Origin of the sequence: Stutzerimonas marianensis, assembly GCF_022810315.1 — a bacterium.
Taxonomy (GTDB): Bacteria; Pseudomonadota; Gammaproteobacteria; order Pseudomonadales; family Pseudomonadaceae; genus Stutzerimonas; species Stutzerimonas marianensis.
Map to the genome: position 1 here is coordinate 59,626 of NZ_JALGRD010000012.1, position 16,706 is coordinate 76,331.

A 16,706-nucleotide genomic window follows, 5' to 3' on the forward strand; every position below is an offset into this window, starting at 1 on the left:
AGCCTCGGGGCTACTTGACGACCTTAAGACTCGGCCGGCCAGCTGCCGGCGCCGGCTTCGGCTTGCTCGCCGACGCGTCATCGCCTGACGCACCGTCGTCAGGCGGGGTCGGCTCGATCTCGAAGACCATGCCCTGGCCATTCTCCCGTGCGTATATGGCCAAGATAGCGGCAGAAGGCACGTAGAGGTTGTGCGCAACCCCTCCGAAGCGCCCTTCGAAACTGACCGCCTCGTTACTTATGTCGAGATGACGGACCGCGCCAGGCGATACATTCAACACGATCTGCCCATCGCTGGCGTAGCCCGACGGCACCTGCACGCCGGGGTGATCCGCATGCACGAGAATATGCGGTGTGCAGTCGTTATCTACGATCCAGTCGTACAGGGCACGAACCAGATAGGGGCGACTGGAAGTCATGACAAGCCTCTCTTGTTAACGCATGCCGCGCTCTACGGCGGATAAGCTGGCCTGGAAGGCCTCACGAGCGAAGTTGAGCTCCATATAGTCGAGCAGGGGCTTAGCGGCCCTTGGCAACTCGATTCCCAGTGTGGGCAAACGCCAGAGGATAGGCAACAGACAGCAATCGATGATGCTGATCTCGTCGCTCATGAAGTACGGCTTTTCGGCAAAAATGGGGGAGACGCCCGTCAGGCTCTCGCGCAGCTCCTTGCGAGCCGAGGCCTTGTTCTCCTCAGTCGCACGGTGGTCCCCGATTCGATCGACCAGAGCACACCAGTCACGTTGCACCCGATGGACCAGCAACCGGGTGTTGGCGCGCGCCACGGGATAGACCGGCATCAACGGAGGATGAGGATAGCGCTCTTCCAGATATTCGATGATGACGCCGGGCTCATAGAGCGCCAGGTCACGCTCGACCAGGGTCGGCACCGTAGCGTAGGGGTTCACCTCGACCAACCGAGGCGGATATTGCCCCGGCATTACATCGACCACCTCGACCCCTACGCCTTTTTCGGCGAGTACGTACCGCACCCGGTGCGAATAGTGGTCAGCCGGATCGGAATAGCAGAGCAACCTGTTGGCTACCGCCACGACGCCCTCCTCGTTAGATTTTTTTAGGGCTGAAAAAACACGCGCGCCCAAAAGGCGCGCGCAATGTACAGCGTTAAGGCAGGCGTATCAGTGAACGTCTTTCCAGTACTCACGCTTGAGCAGGTAGGCAAAGACAAAGAAGAACGCCAGGAACAGCAGGACGTAGGTCCCGATCCGCTGGCTTTCCAGCTTGACCGGGTTCGCCGAATAGGCCAGGAAGGTCACCAGATTGTGAACCAGCTGATCGTACTCAGCCTCGCTCAGCGTACCGGTACCCTCCTCCACTGTCAGCTGGCTGCAGTCTTCGTGGGTAACCGGCGTTCCGGTCAACGGATCGAACTGCTTGCGCCCGTCTTCGACCACCTGCACCTGCTTGCAGGCCACCGACTCACCTTCCGGCAGCTTGCTCGGCATGACCTGACGGCCCTGCAGCGGCGCCAGGACGTGCGGCATGCCGACGTTCGGGAACACCGTATTGTTCACGCCGTAGGGGCGAGTCGGATCCTCATAGAAGCTGCGCAGGTAGGTGTACAGCCAGTCGTTGCCGCGAACACGTGCGACCAGCGTCAGGTCGGGCGGTGCAGCACCAAACCAGGTCTTGGCGTCTTCTGGCTTCATACCGATCTTCATGTGATCGCCGATCTTGGCATCCGAGAACACGATGTTGTCCATCATGATTTCTTCGGGAATGCCGAGATCCCTTGCCACGCGCTCATAGCGCTGATACTGAGCGCCATGACAGCCCATGCAATAGTTGGCGAAGGTCTTCAGGCCATCCTGCAGCGCCGCCTTGTCGGTCAGGTCGACATCGATCTCATCCAGGTGAGCGCCCCCACCGGCCGCGAAACCGAAGGCCGGCACCAATGCAAGAATCAATGCAGCAATTTGCTTTTTCATCAGCCAGCCACCCTTTGCGGAACTACTTTGGTCTTCTCAAGCTTGGTGTAGAACGGCATCAGGATGAAGTAACCGAAGTAAATGGCAGTACAGATCCGAGATACCAGCGTTCGCTCCGGAGTGGGAGACAGCACGCCAAGCACGCCGAGGATGACGAACGAAATGCAGAACAGCACCAGGGCGATCTTGCTCAGCCAGCCCTTGTAGCGCATCGACTTGACCGGGCTGCGATCCAGCCACGGGAGCACGAACAGCACCGCAATGGCTGCGCCCATGGCGATTACACCGAGCAACTTGTCAGGCACCGCTCGCAGAATCGCGTAGTACGGGGTGAAGTACCACACCGGCGCAATATGCTCGGGCGTCTTGAACGCGTTCGCCACTTCGAAGTTCGGCTTCTCAAGGAAATAGCCGCCCATTTCAGGGAAGAAGAACACCACGGCGCAGAACACGAACAGGAAGACCACTACGCCGACGATGTCTTTCACCGTGTAGTACGGGTGGAAAGGAATGCCGTCCAGCGGGCGACCTGCTTCGTCCTTGGTCTTCTTGATGTCCACGCCCATCGGGTTGTTCGAGCCGACTTCGTGCAGGGCGAGGATGTGCAGCACGACCAGGCCGAGAATGACGATCGGCAGCGCAATGACATGCAGCGCGAAGAAGCGGTTCAGCGTAATACCGGAGATCAGGTAGTCACCACGGATCCATTGCGTAAGGTCATCCCCGATCACCGGAATGGCACCGAACAGCGAAATGATCACCTGAGCGCCCCAATAGGACATCTGCCCCCAGGGCAGCAGGTAACCCATGAACGCCTCGGCCATCAGCGCCAGGTAGATCATCATGCCGAAGATCCAGACCAATTCGCGAGGCTTCTGGTAGGAGCCGTACAGGATGCCGCGGAACATGTGCAGGTAGACGACGACGAAGAACGCCGACGCACCGGTCGAATGCAGATAGCGGATGATCCAGCCGTACTCGACATCACGCATGATGTATTCGACGGAGGCGAAGGCGCCCTCGGCCGACGGCTCGAAGCTCATTGTCAGCCAGATGCCAGTAAGGATCTGATTGACCAGAACCAGCAGCGCGAGCGAACCGAAGAAATACAGGACGTTGAAATTCTTCGGCGCGTAGTACTTGGTCAGATGGTCTTCCCACATCTTGGTCGCCGGGAAGCGCGCATCGACCCACTCCATGAACTTGCTCATTACGCGTTCTCCTGATCCACGCCGATGACGATCGTGGTGTCCGTCTCGTACGAATGAGGGGGAACCGGCAGGTTCAAGGGCGCAGGCTGCCCCTTGTAGACGCGGCCAGCCATGTCGTATTTCGAGCCATGGCAGGGGCAGAAATAGCCACCAAGCCAATCGGCGCCCAGATCCGCTGCTGCGACTTCAGGGCGGAAGGATGGGGAACAACCGAGGTGAGTACAGAGTCCGACGACGACCAGCACCTCTGGCTTGATCGAGCGCACGTTCGGGTCGACATAGGTCGGCTGGACCGACTCTTTCGACTCCGGATCAGCGACCGTGTCCGCCAGCTTGCCAAGATTGGCCAGCGTCTCTTCGGTACGACGCACGATAAACACGGGCTGCCCGCGCCACTCGGCGACCATCTGCTGGCCGGGCTCGATCTTGCCGATGTTTACCTTAACCGGTGCGCCGGCTGCCTTGGCCTTGGCACTCGGGAACCACGATCCCACGAACGGGACCGCCGCCCCCACCGCCCCTGCAGCACCTACTACCGAAGTAGCGGCTACCAGGAAGCGACGCCGGCCAGCATTCACGCCGTCATTGCTCATTCAGTCGTCTCCCATCAGTTTCTTATGGCCCACCGAGGCAGGCGTCTACTACGTAAATCAGGCCGCGAAAAAATTCGCCAAATGGTAAAGAAAACCCCCTCGCCTGACAAGGTAATAACCGGATACAACAGCGCGCGAAGGCCCGTGAATCGGGACTCGCAGCACGTGACAAGCTGTCGCAGGAACAAAATGGACAGGCAAAAAAAACGCCCAGATCCGAAGACGCTGGGCGTTTTTTCTGAAGCAGAATTAGCGCTTCGAGTACTGCGGACGCTTACGCGCCTTGCGCAGACCGACCTTCTTACGCTCGACTTCACGCGCATCGCGAGTGACGAAGCCAGCCTTGCGCAGCGCAGGACGCAGACCTTCGTCGTACTCCATCAGAGCGCGAGTGATACCGTGACGGATCGCACCGGCCTGACCACTGACGCCACCACCAAGAACGGTAACGTACACGTCGAACTTCTCGACGGTGTCGGTCAGCTCGAGCGGCTGGCGAACAACCATGCGAGCGGTTTCACGGCCGAAGAAGTTATCCAGCTCGCGATTGTTGATGGAGATCTTGCCAGTGCCCGGGCGCAGGAAGACGCGCGCGGTTGCAGTCTTGCGACGGCCAGTGCCGTAATTTTGAGTCGCCGACATAGTGAACTATTCCGTTAAATCTTCAGTTCTTGGGGCTGCTGAGCGGTATGCGGGTGGTTGGCACCCTTGTAAACCTTCAGCTTACGATACATGTCGCGACCCAGCGGGTTCTTGGGCAGCATGCCCTTGACTGCGGTCTCGATCACACGCTCTGGCGCCTTGGCGATCAGCTTTTCGAAGTTGATCGACTTGATGCCACCCGGGAAGCCGGAGTGGGAGTAGTACATCTTGTCGGTGAGCTTGGCACCGGTAACACGCACTTGCTCGGCATTGATAACGACGATGTAGTCACCGGTATCGACGTGAGGGGTATATTCAGCCTTGTGCTTGCCACGCAGGCGGCTAGCGATTTCGGTTGCCAGACGACCCAGGGTCTGGCCGGCAGCGTCGACGACAAACCAGTCGCGCTTGACGGTTTCCGGTTTAGCAGTAAAAGTCTTCATTCGTTATAGCCTCAGGGGCCGCCCTGAAAATAAGACGGCGAATCTTACTGAATGGTGCTCGCCCTGGCAAGGCCAGGACAGCCGGAAACAGACGCTATCGGGGGCTCGGGTCAGCGCGTCCGCCACGGCATTGATTCGGTGGGCTAGGCATCCCCCACCTCGGTATTGCGTCGACAGGCTAGGCATCCCCGGCGACAGGCTGCGGAATTATCCTGATTGCGAACGAAATAGCAAGCAGCTTCGACGTCCAGCGCAATGAACTTCGCGGCATCACACGGTCGGAAGCTTGATACCTTGGCCGTAACAGACGCCACTCCCGCATCCAGAGAATAGATAAGGACATGATATGCAACTGCGCCAACTCGGCCGCACCGATCTCCAAGTCAGCGCACTCTGCCTCGGCACCATGACCTGGGGTGAGCAGAACGACCAGCAGGAAGCCTTCGCGCAGCTCGATCGCGCCAAGGCCGCCGGGATCAATTTTATCGACACAGCCGAGATGTACCCGGTACCACCTCGCGCGGAAACCTACGCGACCACCGAGCGCTACATCGGCGAGTATTTCAAGGCGCGCGGCGACCGGAACGACTGGGTACTCGCCAGCAAGGTTGCGGGCCCCGGCAACGGCATTACGCATATCCGCGACGGCCAGCTAAAGATGAATCGGCAGCACATCGTCGCAGCGCTGGACGCCAGCCTGCAGCGCTTGCAGACCGACCGGATCGACCTCTATCAATTGCACTGGCCTGAGCGCAGCACCAATTTCTTCGGCCAGCTGGGCTACCGCCATCATCAGGCGAATTTCACGCCACTTGAAGACACCCTACAGGCGCTCGACGAGCAGGTTCGCGCAGGCAAGATTCGCCATATCGGCCTATCCAACGAAACGCCCTGGGGCACGATGAAATACCTCCAACTGGCCGACGAACGCGGCTGGCCCCGGGCAGTGTCGATCCAGAACCCTTACAACCTTCTGAATCGGAGCTTCGAGGTCGGACTTGCCGAAATCTCGATTCGCGAGCAATGCGGCTTGCTCGCCTATTCGCCCCTGGCCTTCGGCATGCTGAGCGGCAAGTATGAAGGTGGCGCACGTCCCGAAGGCGCTCGCATCACGCGCTTCAGCCGTTTCGCGCGTTACATGAACCCGCAAGCCCAGGCCGCCTGCTCCCGCTACGTCAATCTGGCAAGGGAGCACGGCCTGGATCCCGCGCAGATGGCGCTGGCCTTCGTGACCGGGCAACCCTTCGTTACTAGCAACATCATCGGCGCCACCTCGCTGGAACAACTGGAAAGCAATCTCGGCAGCATCGACGTGACGCTCTCTCCCGAGGTGCTGGAAGGGATCGAGGCCATCCAGGTCGCGCAACCCAACCCGGCGCCCTGACCGTTCCCGCTCCAACGACTGACGGAATAAAATCCGTACGACAGCACGTTGGCGGGGCCGTTGCTGTCGACACATGAACAGCGAGTCGAGGAGTGCCGAATGATTGCCGCTGACCTGCTTGCCCCTTCCAGCCTGCTCCTGGGCTGGCTGCTCTATCTGGCCGCCCTCGTGTGGGCCGGTGCTCGAGCGCCCTGGGTCGAACTGTTCAGCGATACGCGTCGCCAGCACCTGCTGTTCGGCGCCGTCCTGGCGATCTTCCTGCTCTGGCTGGTCCGTCGGGATTTCGACTCCGGTCTGTCATTCCACTTCATCGGGCTGACCGCCGTCACACTGCTACTGGACTGGCCACTGGCAATCCTGGCGGCCTTCACGGCACAGCTAGGCCTGACCGTGACCGGCCACCAACATCTGCTGTCTCTCGGTGTCAATGGCGTGCTGCTGGTGCTGATTCCCGTCGCAGTGACGGAGTGCTGCGCGCAACTGGTCGAGAGAACGCAGCCGCGCAACCTTTTCGTCTATATCTTCTTTTCCGGCTTCTTCGCGGCGGGGCTAGCCGCCCTGCTCTGCATACTGGCAGGCCTCGGGGTGCTGCTCTTCGACGGCCGGTATCCGATGCCGCCCTGGCTGGCGGACTTTGCCGGATATATCTGGCTGGTGATGTTCCCGGAGGCTTTCATCAATGGCATGGTGATCAGTGCGTTGGTGGTGTTCTACCCGGACTGGATGGAAACCTTCAACCGAACGCGCTACCTGCAAGCCCCACGAGAGGACGACGGCGACAAGCACGCCTGAGAATTAATGCTGACGAGGAGGCACGTCGCCGGAGAACAGGTCATCCTCCAGTTCATTGCCGGGAATAGCATGCTCTTCCGCCGCCCATGCCCCCAAATCGATCAGCTTGCAACGTTCGGAGCAGAACGGCCGGCTCGGGCTCTGCGGGCCCCACTCGACCGGCGCGCCACAGGTGGGGCATTCTATAACGGTTATGCTCATGCCTTACCTCCTCGCAGGGTCAGATAGAAACGGTGCAGGCTCTCGACCTCAGCGGCGAGCCATGACATGTCCCGGTCGTTGACCAATACATCATCGGCATGGCGCAACCGCTCTTCACGTCGGGCCTGCGCAGCAATGATCGAACGGATCTGCTCTTCCGTCACGCCATCACGACGCGACGCACGCTCGAGCTGCAACGCCTCAGGCACATCCACCACGAGCACACGCGTCGCCTGCCGATACTGACCGGACTCGATAAGTAATGGAGACACCATGATCGCGTAGGGTGACTGCGCCTGCGCGAGCTTGTCGGCCACCTCCTGACGGATCAGCGGGTGCAACAACTGCTCGAGCCACTGCCGCTGCACCGGATCAGCGAACACCAGTCGCCGCAGTGCTGCGCGGTCCAGGCTGCCGTCGCTCGCCAACACCTGATCACCAAAGCGAGCTGCAATGGTCGCCAGTGCCGGCCGCCCGGGCTCCACCACCCAACGCGCCGCATGATCGGCATCGACCCAATGCACGCCGAGCCGTCCGAAGTGCTCGACCACGGCGCTTTTACCGCTGCCGATACCTCCCGTAAGGCCGAGAATCCAGGGCGTCATACTGCACCTATCGATTGAAAACGACGCGCAGTAAAAACCGTTAGGCGGCCGAGATGCAAGCGCGACGAATGAGAGATGCCGCGCGGCTGGGCAAGCCAGGCCAGTGAGGACACGAGACGGCCGAATCGGCCACCTCTAGAAAAGGAAGTCTAGAAATTCGCGAAGCGCAGATAGCCGGCCGTGATCTGCTCACCCCACAAAAGGGCAATCCATCCGGCGATGGCGAGATACGGGCCAAAGGGAATGGGTGTACCGTTCTCAGCCTTTTGCATGCGCAGCGTGATAGTACCAAGTACTGCCCCGACCACCGAGGACAACAGAATGGTCAGCGGTAACACTTGCCAGCCACCCCAGGCGCCCAGCATCGCCAGGAGCTTGAAGTCGCCATACCCCATCCCCTCCTTGCCGGTGATCAGCTTGAACAGCCAATACACCGACCAGAGGCTGAGATAGCCAGCCACAGCTCCCCACAGCGCATCCGTCAGCGGTGCGAACAATGCCTGAGTGTTGAGAATGAGCCCCAGCCAAAGCAGCGGTAGAACGATTGAGTCCGGTAGCAATTGATGGTCGACATCGATCATGCTCGCCGCCAGCAACCCCCAGGCCAGAACCAGCATGGCCCCGGCCTGAACGGTGAACCCGAAGTGCCAGGCGATATAGCCCGACAGCACACCGCAGGCCAGTTCCACCAAGGGATATCGATAGCTAATCGGCGCGCTGCAAGACGAGCATTTACCACGCAGCGCCAGCCAACTGATCACCGGCACGTTCTCCCAGGCACGAATCCGGTGGTTGCAATGCGGGCATCGCGACGCCGGCCACATCAGATTGAAGCGCGCCCCAGCGGCTTCGGCAGGCAACTCAAGGTACTCACGGGCCTGCATACGCCACTCGCGCTGCATCATGACCGGCAAACGATAGACGACCACATTGAGGAAACTGCCGACCAGCAGGCCGAGCACCGTCGCACAGAAAACAAAGGCCGGCGCATGGCCGGCCAGAAAGGAAAAGACGCTCATTCAGACCACGGAGCCCAACTGGAAGATTGGCAGGTACATCGCGATGATCAAGCCGCCCACCAGCACACCCAGCACCGCCATGATCATTGGCTCCATCAGAGCCGTGAGGCCATCGACCATATTGTCGACCTCATCCTCATAGAAGGTCGCCACCTTGGCAAGCATCTCGTCCAGCGCACCTGACTCCTCGCCGATCGCAGTCATCTGGATCGCCATGCTCGGGAAGGTATTGGTGGTGCGCATGGAGAAGTTGAGCTGCATGCCGCTGGAAACGTCGGATTTGACCTTCGCAGTCGCGTTGCGGAACACCACGTTACCTGTCGCGCCGGCGACTGAATCCAGCGCATCGACCAGCGGTACACCGGCGGCGAAAGTAGTAGACAGGGTTCGGGCGAAGCGTGCGACTGCGGATTTGTAGAGGATGTCGCCCACGACAGGGATCTTAAGCACGAACCGATCGAACGAGTTGCGAAACTTTTCAGATCGAGTATGGGCCTGCCTGAACACGACACCAACTCCAAACAATACTAGCAACAAAGCCCACCACCATTTTTGAAGCATTTCCGAGATTTTTATAACCATAAGGGTAAAGGCGGGCAACTCTGCACCAAAGCCGGCGAATACCTCTTGGAATTGCGGTACTACCTTAATTAATAGAATTGCAGATACGATCACAGCAACAAGTACCACAGCGATAGGATAGTTCATCGCCTTCTTGATCTTGGCCTTCAGCGCTTCGGTCTTTTCCTTATAGGTCGCCACTCGGTCCAGCAGTGTTTCCAAGGCACCGGACTGCTCACCCGAATCGACTAGATTGCAGTATAGGTCGTCAAAATATTGGGGCTTTTTCCGCAATGCCGTGGCGAAGCTGTTCCCCGCCGCCACCTCCTGCTTGAGGTCATCGACCAGCTTGCGCATGTTCGGGTTATCGAAGCCCTCGCCAATGATGTCGAACGACTGCAGCAAGGGCACCCCCGCCTTCATCATGGTCGCCATCTGCCGGGTGAACAGGGCGATGTCCATCGGCTTGATCTTTTTGCCGGCACTGAACAGCGAGACGGACTTCTTGCGAACCTTCAGCGGGTTGACGCCCTGCTTGCGCAGCTGGGCCTTGACCAGGGCCGGGCTCGCGCCACTCAGCTCGCCCTTGACCCGGGAACCCTTGCGATCCGTGCCTTCCCAGGTGAATACGCTGGTCTTGATTGCTTTCTGAGCCATGTTAGTCCTTGGTCACCCGGTTCACTTCTTCCAGGCTGGTCACGCCCTGCATGGCCTTCAGCAACGCCGAGGCCCGCAGATCGTTGAAGCCGTCTTTGCGCATCTGGGTGGAGATATCGATTGAGTTGCCGTCCTCCATGATAATGCGCTGCAGAGCGGGCGTGTTTTTAACCACTTCATAAATACCGACACGCCCCTTGTATCCGCCCTTGCAGTTTTCGCAACCCACCGGCCCGTAAATTTTGAACGTACCGATCAGATCTTCCGGAAAGCCTTCACGCAGCAGCGCATCCCGTGGAACCTCAACCTCCTTTTTGCAACTGCCACAAAGCTTGCGCGCCAGGCGCTGAGCGATGATCAAGTTGACAGAGGTCGCGATATTGAAGGCAGGTACGCCCATATTACGCAGGCGCGTCAGGGTTTCCGCCGCGCTGTTCGTGTGCAGGGTCGACATCACCATATGCCCCGTCTGCGCCGCCTTGATGGCGATCTCGGCCGTTTCCAGGTCGCGAATCTCGCCGACCATGATGATGTCCGGATCCTGACGCAGGAAGGCGCGCAGCGCCTGGGAGAAATCCATACCCTGCTTGGGATTCACGTTGACCTGGTTGATACCCTCCAGATTGATTTCGACCGGGTCCTCAGCGGTAGAGATATTGACGTCAACAGTGTTGAGGATATTGAGGCCGGTATAAAGCGATACGGTTTTGCCCGACCCGGTTGGCCCGGTTACCAGGATCATGCCCTGCGGTTGGCGAAGAGCATTCATATAGAGTTCTTTCTGCGACTCCTCATAGCCCAGTGCGTCGATCCCCATCTGCGCACTGGTCGGGTCCAGGATCCGCATGACGATCTTCTCACCCCACAAGGTTGGCAAGGTGTTCACGCGAAAATCGATGGCCTTGGTCTTGGACAGCTTCATCTTGATCCGGCCGTCCTGCGGCTTGCGCCGCTCGGAAATATCCAGCCCTGCCATCACCTTCAGCCGCGCAGAAATACGAGGCGCGAGCTGGATGGGTGGGCGGGCGATCTCGTGAAGGATGCCATCGGTTCGGAAGCGGACCCGGTAGGCCTTCTCATAAGGCTCGAAGTGCAGATCTGAGGAGCCGCCACGAATGGCGTCGAGCAACATCTTGTTGACGAAGCGGACGACCGGAGCATCGTCTGCGGCGTCTCCGGCATCGTCATTGGACACGTCATCCGAGACGGTCTGGACGTCAACGCCGTCGAGATCAACGTCCTCTAAGTCATCCAGCCCCGTCGTGGCGCTTTCAAAAAACTTATCAATAGCAATACCAAGCTTGTCATCCTCAACAAGAATGGCCTCGGTCGTCAGGCCAGTGCTGAACTGAATATCCGTCACGGCCTGATGGTTGGTAGGGTCGGATACTGCCACGAACAGCTTGTGACCCCGCTTAACCAAAGGGAGCACCCGGTGCTGTCGCGCCAGCTTTTCGGATACCACATCCTTTAACTGGCTTTCCTTGTCCAGTGCATTGAGGTCCATATAGGCCACGCCGAACTGGTCAGCCGCCAGCTCCGCCACAGCACGTCCGCTGGCGAGCTTGTTCTGGACCACATAGGTCACCAGCGACAGCTTGTTTCGCACGGCTTGCTGGTGTGCTTGCTGGGCCGTTTTGTCGTCGAGCAGGCCGGCCAGCACCATCTGCTTGGCCAATCCGGAGAGGGCAACGTTGTCGGTCATGAGCGAGGATTCGTCTGGATTAATGCCCGCCTTATAGCGCAGATAGCCAGGCGTGCCAAACCGCGCCGAAACACATGACAAATTTTGTCAGAAGCGCGCGAATCGAGGCAGCGTGCATGGTTCGCATTGTTTCGCAAGCCCGCGAGAATATGGGGCTTAGAAAGTTGGCACGCCGGGTGCAATAGCGATATCAGGCTGATTGCCTGAACATCTCAAGGAGAAACACATGAAAGCTCAGATGCAAAAAGGCTTTACCCTGATTGAATTGATGATCGTTGTCGCGATCATTGGCATCCTTGCAGCGATTGCTCTGCCGGCGTACAGCGACTATCAAGCACGCTCGAAAATGACGGCGGGTCTCGCTGAAATCTCTGCAGGCCGTACGGCTTTTGAAGAGATCGTAAATAATGGCGACACACCGACGCTTGCTTTGGTCGGCCTGCAAGCCAGCACTAACAACTGCAACATTACCGTCACGGGCACCACAATCTCCTGTGCCATCCAGAACGCACCTACTCAGGTCGCATCGGCAACTCTGACCTGGACTCGTACTGCGGCCGATGGCACATGGGCATGCGCGTCCTCTGGCGCTAGCGACGCTAAATTTGCGCCAAACTCTTGCCCACAGGCGGCAGCTACCACTCCGTGATTTTTGATAACGTAGCCACGCAGGGTCGGTAAAACCCGCGCGGTTACACGTCGCCTGACCGGAACCCAAAACCCCGCCTTAACCGGCGGGGTTTTGTTTTTATGAGCATCGACGGAACATGATCAATCATGCTTACTGCCTATAATGAGGTTTCGCGTCGCTCCAACCCGCTTTCGGCGCGATTCACCCGCCCTACGGTTATTCGACTTCTCGCATGGCGCCCGCCACGCCGCTGCCCGCCCAATCCGCGGAATAAACGTCATGCCGAACCCAACGATGGAACGACAACCATCGCCAATCAATGGCAGCCCTGTAGGGTGGGTGAAGCCCGCGCGGTTACACATCGCCTGATCAGAACCCGAAACCCCGCCCTATCTGGGCGGGGTTTCGTTCTATGCATCGGCACGAATTGCCAATACGGTCAGGCGGATCAACTTGTAGCTTCGTAGGATGGAATCGCCGGAGGCGCTTCCGTCGGTTACCGCGCATCGGCACGTGAATAAACCAAACACGCACCAGCACGCACCCACGTGAACGCCGGATTACGCCTTCGGCTAATCCGACCTGCGTTGCCTGCGTATCGATTGGCGTATCGGCCTTTTGTTTACCGTGAATAGGCCGCATCAGCTGCGATTGATCTCGCCTACACTTCAAGCAACTGCAACGCTGGAGGCAAGGATGCCTAACTACCATCGCGCCCTTGTCCCGTGGGCGAGCTGGTTTTTCATAGTGAATCTGCTGGAGCGACGCGGCAACGATTTGCTGGTGCGGCATATCGATCTGTTTCGGGCGTCGGTCCGGCGGGTACACCGGCTCCATCCGTTTACCATCGACGCCTGGGTTGTGCTCCCCGAGCACATGCATTGTGTTTGGACGCTACCGCCAGGTGACGCGGACTACGCTATGCGGTGGCGACTGATCAAAACGTTCTTCAGCCGCGCCTTGCCTACTAGCGAACATCGATCGGCGGTGCGCCTGCAACGAGGTGAGTGCGGTGTCTGGCAACGTCGCTACTGGGAGCGCATGATTCGCGATGAAAGCGACTTCCGTCGGCATGTCGATTACGTTCACGTCAATCCACTCAAGCACGGCCTGGTTCGGCGCGTATGCGATTGGCCCTATTCCAGCTTTCATCGTGACGTGCGTGCGGGACTCTATGCCGACTGGGCGGGCGATCCGTCGCTTGTCGTCCCTGGCGCAGAGCGCGGGCCTCGTGACACATAGCCTCTGTCGGATTACGCCTTCGACTAATCCACCTACGTTGCATGGCACTTTGTAATGGCGATAAATCAGCCCAAACAAAAACGCCCTGCATTAGCAGGGCGTTTTCGCGTCAATGAAGGGTCGCTTAGATCGCGCCGCGCTTACGCAGCAAATCAATCACCTGCTTGGCACCCTCTTCCACGCTCAGCGACTCGGTATCAATGACGAGGTCAGCGTTGCCCGGCACATCGTAGGGGAAGGACTCGCCCGGGATGTTGTCGCCACCGGCAGCATAAAGCCCCTGCGGGTCGCGCTGTTGGCAAGCCTGTGGAGAGGCCTGTACGTAGACGGTGATGGTCCGGTCAGTACCGATCAGCGCCTTGGCCTGTTCACGGCCCTCGGCATCTGGTGCGACGAACGCTGCCAGGGTGATCAGGCCGGCCTCGTTGAACTGGCGCGCCACGTGCGCAGCGCGGCGCCAGTTCTCGGTGCGGCCAGCGCGATCCTGTGGTAGGCCTTTATTGAGGTCGTGACGCAGGTTCTGGCCGTCGAGGACGTAAACCGCTCGACCCATGTCGAACAACTTGCGCTCGACCGCATAGGCCAGGGTGCTCTTGCCCGCGCCGGAAAGCCCGGTGAACAGGACGGTCGCCGGCTGCTGACCAAAACGGGTCGCGCGCTCGTCGGTCGACACGTGCGCGAGCGCACCATGGTGACCAGACCCACCGTGAGCCACCGGATCGGCGATGATCATGCCCGCACCCACGGTGCCGTTGGTCAAGCGGTCAATGATGATGAAGGCGCCGGTCGTGCGATTCTGCGCATAGCCATCGAGCGCGATCGGCGCGTCCAGGCTGACCTTTACCCGCCCGATCTCGTTGAGCTGCAGGCTGCTGGCCGGGCCATGCTCCAGGGTGTTCACATCCACGCGGTGCGTGATGCTGGCGATGGAACCGGGGACGTAGCTGGTGGCGCGCTTGATGTCATATTTCTTGCCAGGCAGCATCGGCTCCTCGGCCATCCACACCAGCATGGCGTCGAACGCGTCGGCGATGCGTGGCTGGTTGTCGGCGTGGACGAGCATGTCACCACGCGAGACATCGATTTCGTCCTCCAGCGTCAGCGTGATCGCCTCGCCCGGTGTCGCCTGCTCCAGTTCACCATCGTAGGTGACGATGGATTTGACGGTGCTGCGCTTGCCGGACGGCAGGACCACGACCTCGTCGCCCTTGCGCACGACACCGCTGGCCAGGGTGCCGGCAAAACCACGGAAGTTCAGGTTCGGGCGGTTGACGTACTGCACCGGGAAGCGGAGGTCGTCGAAGTTGCGGTCACCCGCGATCTCGACGCTCTCGAGAATTTCCATCAGCGACTGGCCTTCGTACCAGGGCGCACGCTCGGAGCGGTTGACGACGTTGTCGCCCTTGAGAGCGGACATCGGCACGAAGTGCAGCGACGTCGGCTGCAGCTCGATGCGCTCGGCGAAGGCCAGATAGTCAGCCTTGATGCGCTCAAAGACCTGCTGGTCGAAGTCCATCAGGTCCATCTTGTTGATGGCGACAACGATGTGCTTGATGCCCAGGAGCGAGGTAATGAAGCTGTGGCGCTTGGTCTGCGTCTGCACGCCGTAGCGCGCGTCGACGAGGATGATTGCCAGGTCGCAGGTCGAGGCACCGGTGGCCATGTTGCGCGTGTACTGCTCATGGCCAGGGGTATCAGCGATGATGAACTTGCGCTTGGCGGTGGAGAAATAGCGGTAGGCAACGTCGATGGTGATGCCCTGCTCGCGCTCGGCCTGAAGGCCGTCGACCAGCAGCGCCAGGTCGACATCGTCACCGGTGGTGCCGGATTTCTTCGAGTCGCGGGTAATGGCTTCCAGATGGTCTTCGTAGATCATCTTGGAGTCGTGCAGCAGGCGCCCGATCAAGGTGCTCTTGCCGTCATCCACGTTGCCGCAGGTGAGAAAACGCAGGAGCTCTTTACGCTCGTGCTGCGCCAGGTACGCGAGGATGTCCTGGCCGATCAAATCTGACTGATGAGACATGGTGCGTAATCCTTAGAAGTAACCCTGGCGTTTCTTTTCTTCCATCGACCCGGTGGCATCGTGGTCGATGACGCGGCCCTGGCGCTCGGAGGTGCGGGTCAGGAGCATCTCCTGGATGATCTCCGGCAGGGTCGTGGCGGTGGACTCGACGGCGCCGGTCAACGGGTAGCAGCCGAGAGTGCGGAAGCGGACCATGCGCTTTTCGATGCGTGCCTTTTCCTCATCGCTGAGGTGCTCGAGGATGCGCTCGTCGTCGATCATGATCAGCGTGCCGTTTTTCTCGATGACTTCGCGCTCGGCGGCGAAATACAGCGGCACGATCGGAATCTGCTCCAGGTAGATGTACTGCCAGATGTCCAGCTCGGTCCAGTTCGACAGTGGGAATACGCGGATCGACTCGCCCTTCTTGACGTTGCCGTTGTAGACGTTCCACAGCTCGGGGCGCTGGTTCTTCGGGTCCCAGCGGTGCTTACTATCCCGGAACGAGTAGACGCGCTCTTTGGCGCGGGACTTCTCTTCATCGCGGCGGGCACCACCGAAGGCGGCGTCGAAGCCGTGTTTGTCGAGCGCCTGCTTGAGGCCTTCGGTCTTCATGATGTCGGTATGCTTGGCGCTGCCATGCGTGAACGGATTGATGTTCTGCGCGACCCCATCGGGATTGATGTGGGTGATGAGGTCCAGATCCATCTCCGCGACCATCTTTTCGCGGAACCGGTACATCTCCTGAAATTTCCACCGAGTGTCGACGTGCATGACCGGAAACGGCAGCCGCCCGGGGAAGAACGCCTTGCGCGCCAGGTGCAGCATCACGGCCGAATCCTTGCCGATGGAATAGAGCATCACCGGGTTATCGAACTCGGCGGCCACTTCACGAATGATGTGGATGCTTTCCGCCTCCAGCTGTTTCAGATGCGTCAGTTTGTCGACCATGGCTACTCACGTAATGGCAGATGGACGGCCGGCGGGCCGGAACGAGGGCGCACTTTACCACGACGTTAGCTTCTAATCAGGAGGCTACTTAGATCTAAATGCTCTAGCTTTATGCCGGT

At 59.4% G+C, this 16,706-nt stretch carries 18 protein-coding genes; 4 read left to right on the top strand and 14 right to left on the bottom strand.

Annotation, left to right across the window (positions count from 1 at the left end; translation table 11 throughout):
* Positions 1–10: 10 nt before the first annotated feature.
* The 7 genes from MST27_RS19485 to rplM form a co-directional block, all read right to left on the bottom strand.
* Entirely contained in the window at positions 11–418 is a 408-nt protein-coding gene (locus tag MST27_RS19485; RefSeq protein WP_243607580.1) for a ClpXP protease specificity-enhancing factor, read from the bottom strand.
* Between the two features lie 15 nt (positions 419–433).
* On the bottom strand, positions 434–1,051 hold the full coding sequence (locus MST27_RS19490) for a glutathione S-transferase N-terminal domain-containing protein (protein WP_243607581.1): 618 nt from the start codon (positions 1,049–1,051) through the stop codon (positions 434–436).
* Positions 1,052–1,138: 87 nt separating this feature from the next.
* Positions 1,139–1,948: a cytochrome c1 gene (locus MST27_RS19495; RefSeq protein WP_243607582.1), complete on the bottom strand. Its 810-nt coding sequence runs from the start codon at positions 1,946–1,948 to the stop codon at positions 1,139–1,141.
* Complete coding sequence (locus MST27_RS19500; RefSeq protein ID WP_243607583.1) at positions 1,948–3,159, bottom strand: cytochrome b; 1,212 nt, start codon at positions 3,157–3,159, stop codon at positions 1,948–1,950. The genes MST27_RS19495 and MST27_RS19500 overlap by 1 nt, the downstream gene beginning before the upstream one ends.
* Positions 3,159–3,752, bottom strand: coding sequence for a ubiquinol-cytochrome c reductase iron-sulfur subunit (gene petA, locus MST27_RS19505; protein ID WP_243607584.1), 594 nt, complete (start codon positions 3,750–3,752; stop codon positions 3,159–3,161). Before petA ends, MST27_RS19500 begins: the two co-directional genes overlap by 1 nt.
* Positions 3,753–4,001: 249 nt before the next feature.
* Positions 4,002–4,394, bottom strand: a complete 393-nt coding sequence (rpsI, locus tag MST27_RS19510; protein WP_243607585.1) for a 30S ribosomal protein S9 — start codon at positions 4,392–4,394, stop codon at positions 4,002–4,004.
* A 14-nt stretch (positions 4,395–4,408) separates the two neighbouring features.
* Positions 4,409–4,837: a 50S ribosomal protein L13 gene (rplM, locus tag MST27_RS19515; RefSeq protein ID WP_243607586.1), complete on the bottom strand. Its 429-nt coding sequence runs from the start codon at positions 4,835–4,837 to the stop codon at positions 4,409–4,411.
* Positions 4,838–5,183: 346 nt separating this feature from the next.
* On the opposite strand from rplM, the gene MST27_RS19520 reads away from it, so the two are divergent.
* Positions 5,184–6,221 carry an NADP(H)-dependent aldo-keto reductase gene (locus tag MST27_RS19520; protein WP_243607587.1) on the top strand — a complete coding sequence of 346 codons (1,038 nt, stop codon included), beginning with the start codon at positions 5,184–5,186 and terminating at the stop codon, positions 6,219–6,221.
* A gap of 99 nt (positions 6,222–6,320) precedes the next feature.
* Positions 6,321–7,013 carry an energy-coupling factor ABC transporter permease gene (locus MST27_RS19525; protein WP_243607588.1) on the top strand — a complete coding sequence of 231 codons (693 nt, stop codon included), beginning with the start codon at positions 6,321–6,323 and terminating at the stop codon, positions 7,011–7,013.
* 3 nt (positions 7,014–7,016) lie between these two features.
* Here MST27_RS19525 and yacG read toward each other — a convergent pair whose 3' ends face one another.
* The 5 genes from yacG to pilB form a co-directional block, all read right to left on the bottom strand.
* Complete coding sequence (yacG, locus tag MST27_RS19530; protein WP_243607589.1) at positions 7,017–7,214, bottom strand: DNA gyrase inhibitor YacG; 198 nt, start codon at positions 7,212–7,214, stop codon at positions 7,017–7,019.
* Positions 7,211–7,819, bottom strand: a complete 609-nt coding sequence (gene coaE, locus MST27_RS19535) for a dephospho-CoA kinase (RefSeq protein WP_243607590.1) — start codon at positions 7,817–7,819, stop codon at positions 7,211–7,213. Before coaE ends, yacG begins: the two co-directional genes overlap by 4 nt.
* Before the next feature lie 149 nt (positions 7,820–7,968).
* A complete protein-coding gene (locus MST27_RS19540) occupies positions 7,969–8,838 on the bottom strand; it encodes a prepilin peptidase (protein WP_243607591.1) in 870 nt (289 codons plus the stop codon).
* Positions 8,839–10,056, bottom strand: a complete 1,218-nt coding sequence (locus MST27_RS19545; RefSeq protein WP_243607592.1) for a type II secretion system F family protein — start codon at positions 10,054–10,056, stop codon at positions 8,839–8,841. It abuts the gene before it with no gap.
* A 1-nt stretch (position 10,057) separates the two neighbouring features.
* Positions 10,058–11,761 carry a type IV-A pilus assembly ATPase PilB gene (pilB, locus tag MST27_RS19550; protein WP_243607593.1) on the bottom strand — a complete coding sequence of 568 codons (1,704 nt, stop codon included), beginning with the start codon at positions 11,759–11,761 and terminating at the stop codon, positions 10,058–10,060.
* Between the two features lie 226 nt (positions 11,762–11,987).
* Here pilB and MST27_RS19555 point away from each other — a divergent pair, with 226 nt between their 5' ends.
* Positions 11,988–12,410, top strand: a complete 423-nt coding sequence (locus tag MST27_RS19555; protein WP_243607594.1) for a pilin — start codon at positions 11,988–11,990, stop codon at positions 12,408–12,410.
* Between the two features lie 678 nt (positions 12,411–13,088).
* Positions 13,089–13,634: an REP-associated tyrosine transposase gene (locus MST27_RS19560; RefSeq protein WP_243607595.1), complete on the top strand. Its 546-nt coding sequence runs from the start codon at positions 13,089–13,091 to the stop codon at positions 13,632–13,634.
* Between the two features lie 124 nt (positions 13,635–13,758).
* Here MST27_RS19560 and cysN read toward each other — a convergent pair whose 3' ends face one another.
* Both cysN and cysD read right to left on the bottom strand, forming a co-directional pair.
* Positions 13,759–15,657 carry a sulfate adenylyltransferase subunit CysN gene (gene cysN, locus MST27_RS19565; RefSeq protein WP_243607596.1) on the bottom strand — a complete coding sequence of 633 codons (1,899 nt, stop codon included), beginning with the start codon at positions 15,655–15,657 and terminating at the stop codon, positions 13,759–13,761.
* 12 nt (positions 15,658–15,669) lie between these two features.
* Positions 15,670–16,587: a sulfate adenylyltransferase subunit CysD gene (gene cysD / locus MST27_RS19570; RefSeq protein WP_243607597.1), complete on the bottom strand. Its 918-nt coding sequence runs from the start codon at positions 16,585–16,587 to the stop codon at positions 15,670–15,672.
* Between the last annotated feature and the right edge of the window lie 119 nt (positions 16,588–16,706).

Excerpts from the sequence above, each read along its gene's own strand:
- MST27_RS19485 (WP_243607580.1), bottom strand. The coding sequence starts at position 418 with ATGACTTCCAGTCGCCCCTATCTGGTTCGTGCCCTGTACGACTGGATC.
- MST27_RS19495 (WP_243607582.1), bottom strand. The coding sequence starts at position 1,948 with ATGAAAAAGCAAATTGCTGCATTGATTCTTGCATTGGTGCCGGCCTTC.
- MST27_RS19500 (WP_243607583.1), bottom strand. The coding sequence starts at position 3,159 with ATGAGCAAGTTCATGGAGTGGGTCGATGCGCGCTTCCCGGCGACCAAG.
- petA (WP_243607584.1), bottom strand. The coding sequence starts at position 3,752 with ATGAGCAATGACGGCGTGAATGCTGGCCGGCGTCGCTTCCTGGTAGCC.
- rpsI (WP_243607585.1), bottom strand. The coding sequence starts at position 4,394 with ATGTCGGCGACTCAAAATTACGGCACTGGCCGTCGCAAGACTGCAACC.
- rplM (WP_243607586.1), bottom strand. The coding sequence starts at position 4,837 with ATGAAGACTTTTACTGCTAAACCGGAAACCGTCAAGCGCGACTGGTTT.
- MST27_RS19520 (WP_243607587.1), top strand. The coding sequence starts at position 5,184 with ATGCAACTGCGCCAACTCGGCCGCACCGATCTCCAAGTCAGCGCACTC.
- MST27_RS19525 (WP_243607588.1), top strand. The coding sequence starts at position 6,321 with ATGATTGCCGCTGACCTGCTTGCCCCTTCCAGCCTGCTCCTGGGCTGG.
- yacG (WP_243607589.1), bottom strand. The coding sequence starts at position 7,214 with ATGAGCATAACCGTTATAGAATGCCCCACCTGTGGCGCGCCGGTCGAG.
- coaE (WP_243607590.1), bottom strand. The coding sequence starts at position 7,819 with ATGACGCCCTGGATTCTCGGCCTTACGGGAGGTATCGGCAGCGGTAAA.
- MST27_RS19540 (WP_243607591.1), bottom strand. The coding sequence starts at position 8,838 with ATGAGCGTCTTTTCCTTTCTGGCCGGCCATGCGCCGGCCTTTGTTTTC.
- MST27_RS19545 (WP_243607592.1), bottom strand. The coding sequence starts at position 10,056 with ATGGCTCAGAAAGCAATCAAGACCAGCGTATTCACCTGGGAAGGCACG.
- pilB (WP_243607593.1), bottom strand. The coding sequence starts at position 11,761 with ATGACCGACAACGTTGCCCTCTCCGGATTGGCCAAGCAGATGGTGCTG.
- MST27_RS19555 (WP_243607594.1), top strand. The coding sequence starts at position 11,988 with ATGAAAGCTCAGATGCAAAAAGGCTTTACCCTGATTGAATTGATGATC.
- MST27_RS19560 (WP_243607595.1), top strand. The coding sequence starts at position 13,089 with ATGCCTAACTACCATCGCGCCCTTGTCCCGTGGGCGAGCTGGTTTTTC.
- cysN (WP_243607596.1), bottom strand. The coding sequence starts at position 15,657 with ATGTCTCATCAGTCAGATTTGATCGGCCAGGACATCCTCGCGTACCTG.
- cysD (WP_243607597.1), bottom strand. The coding sequence starts at position 16,587 with ATGGTCGACAAACTGACGCATCTGAAACAGCTGGAGGCGGAAAGCATC.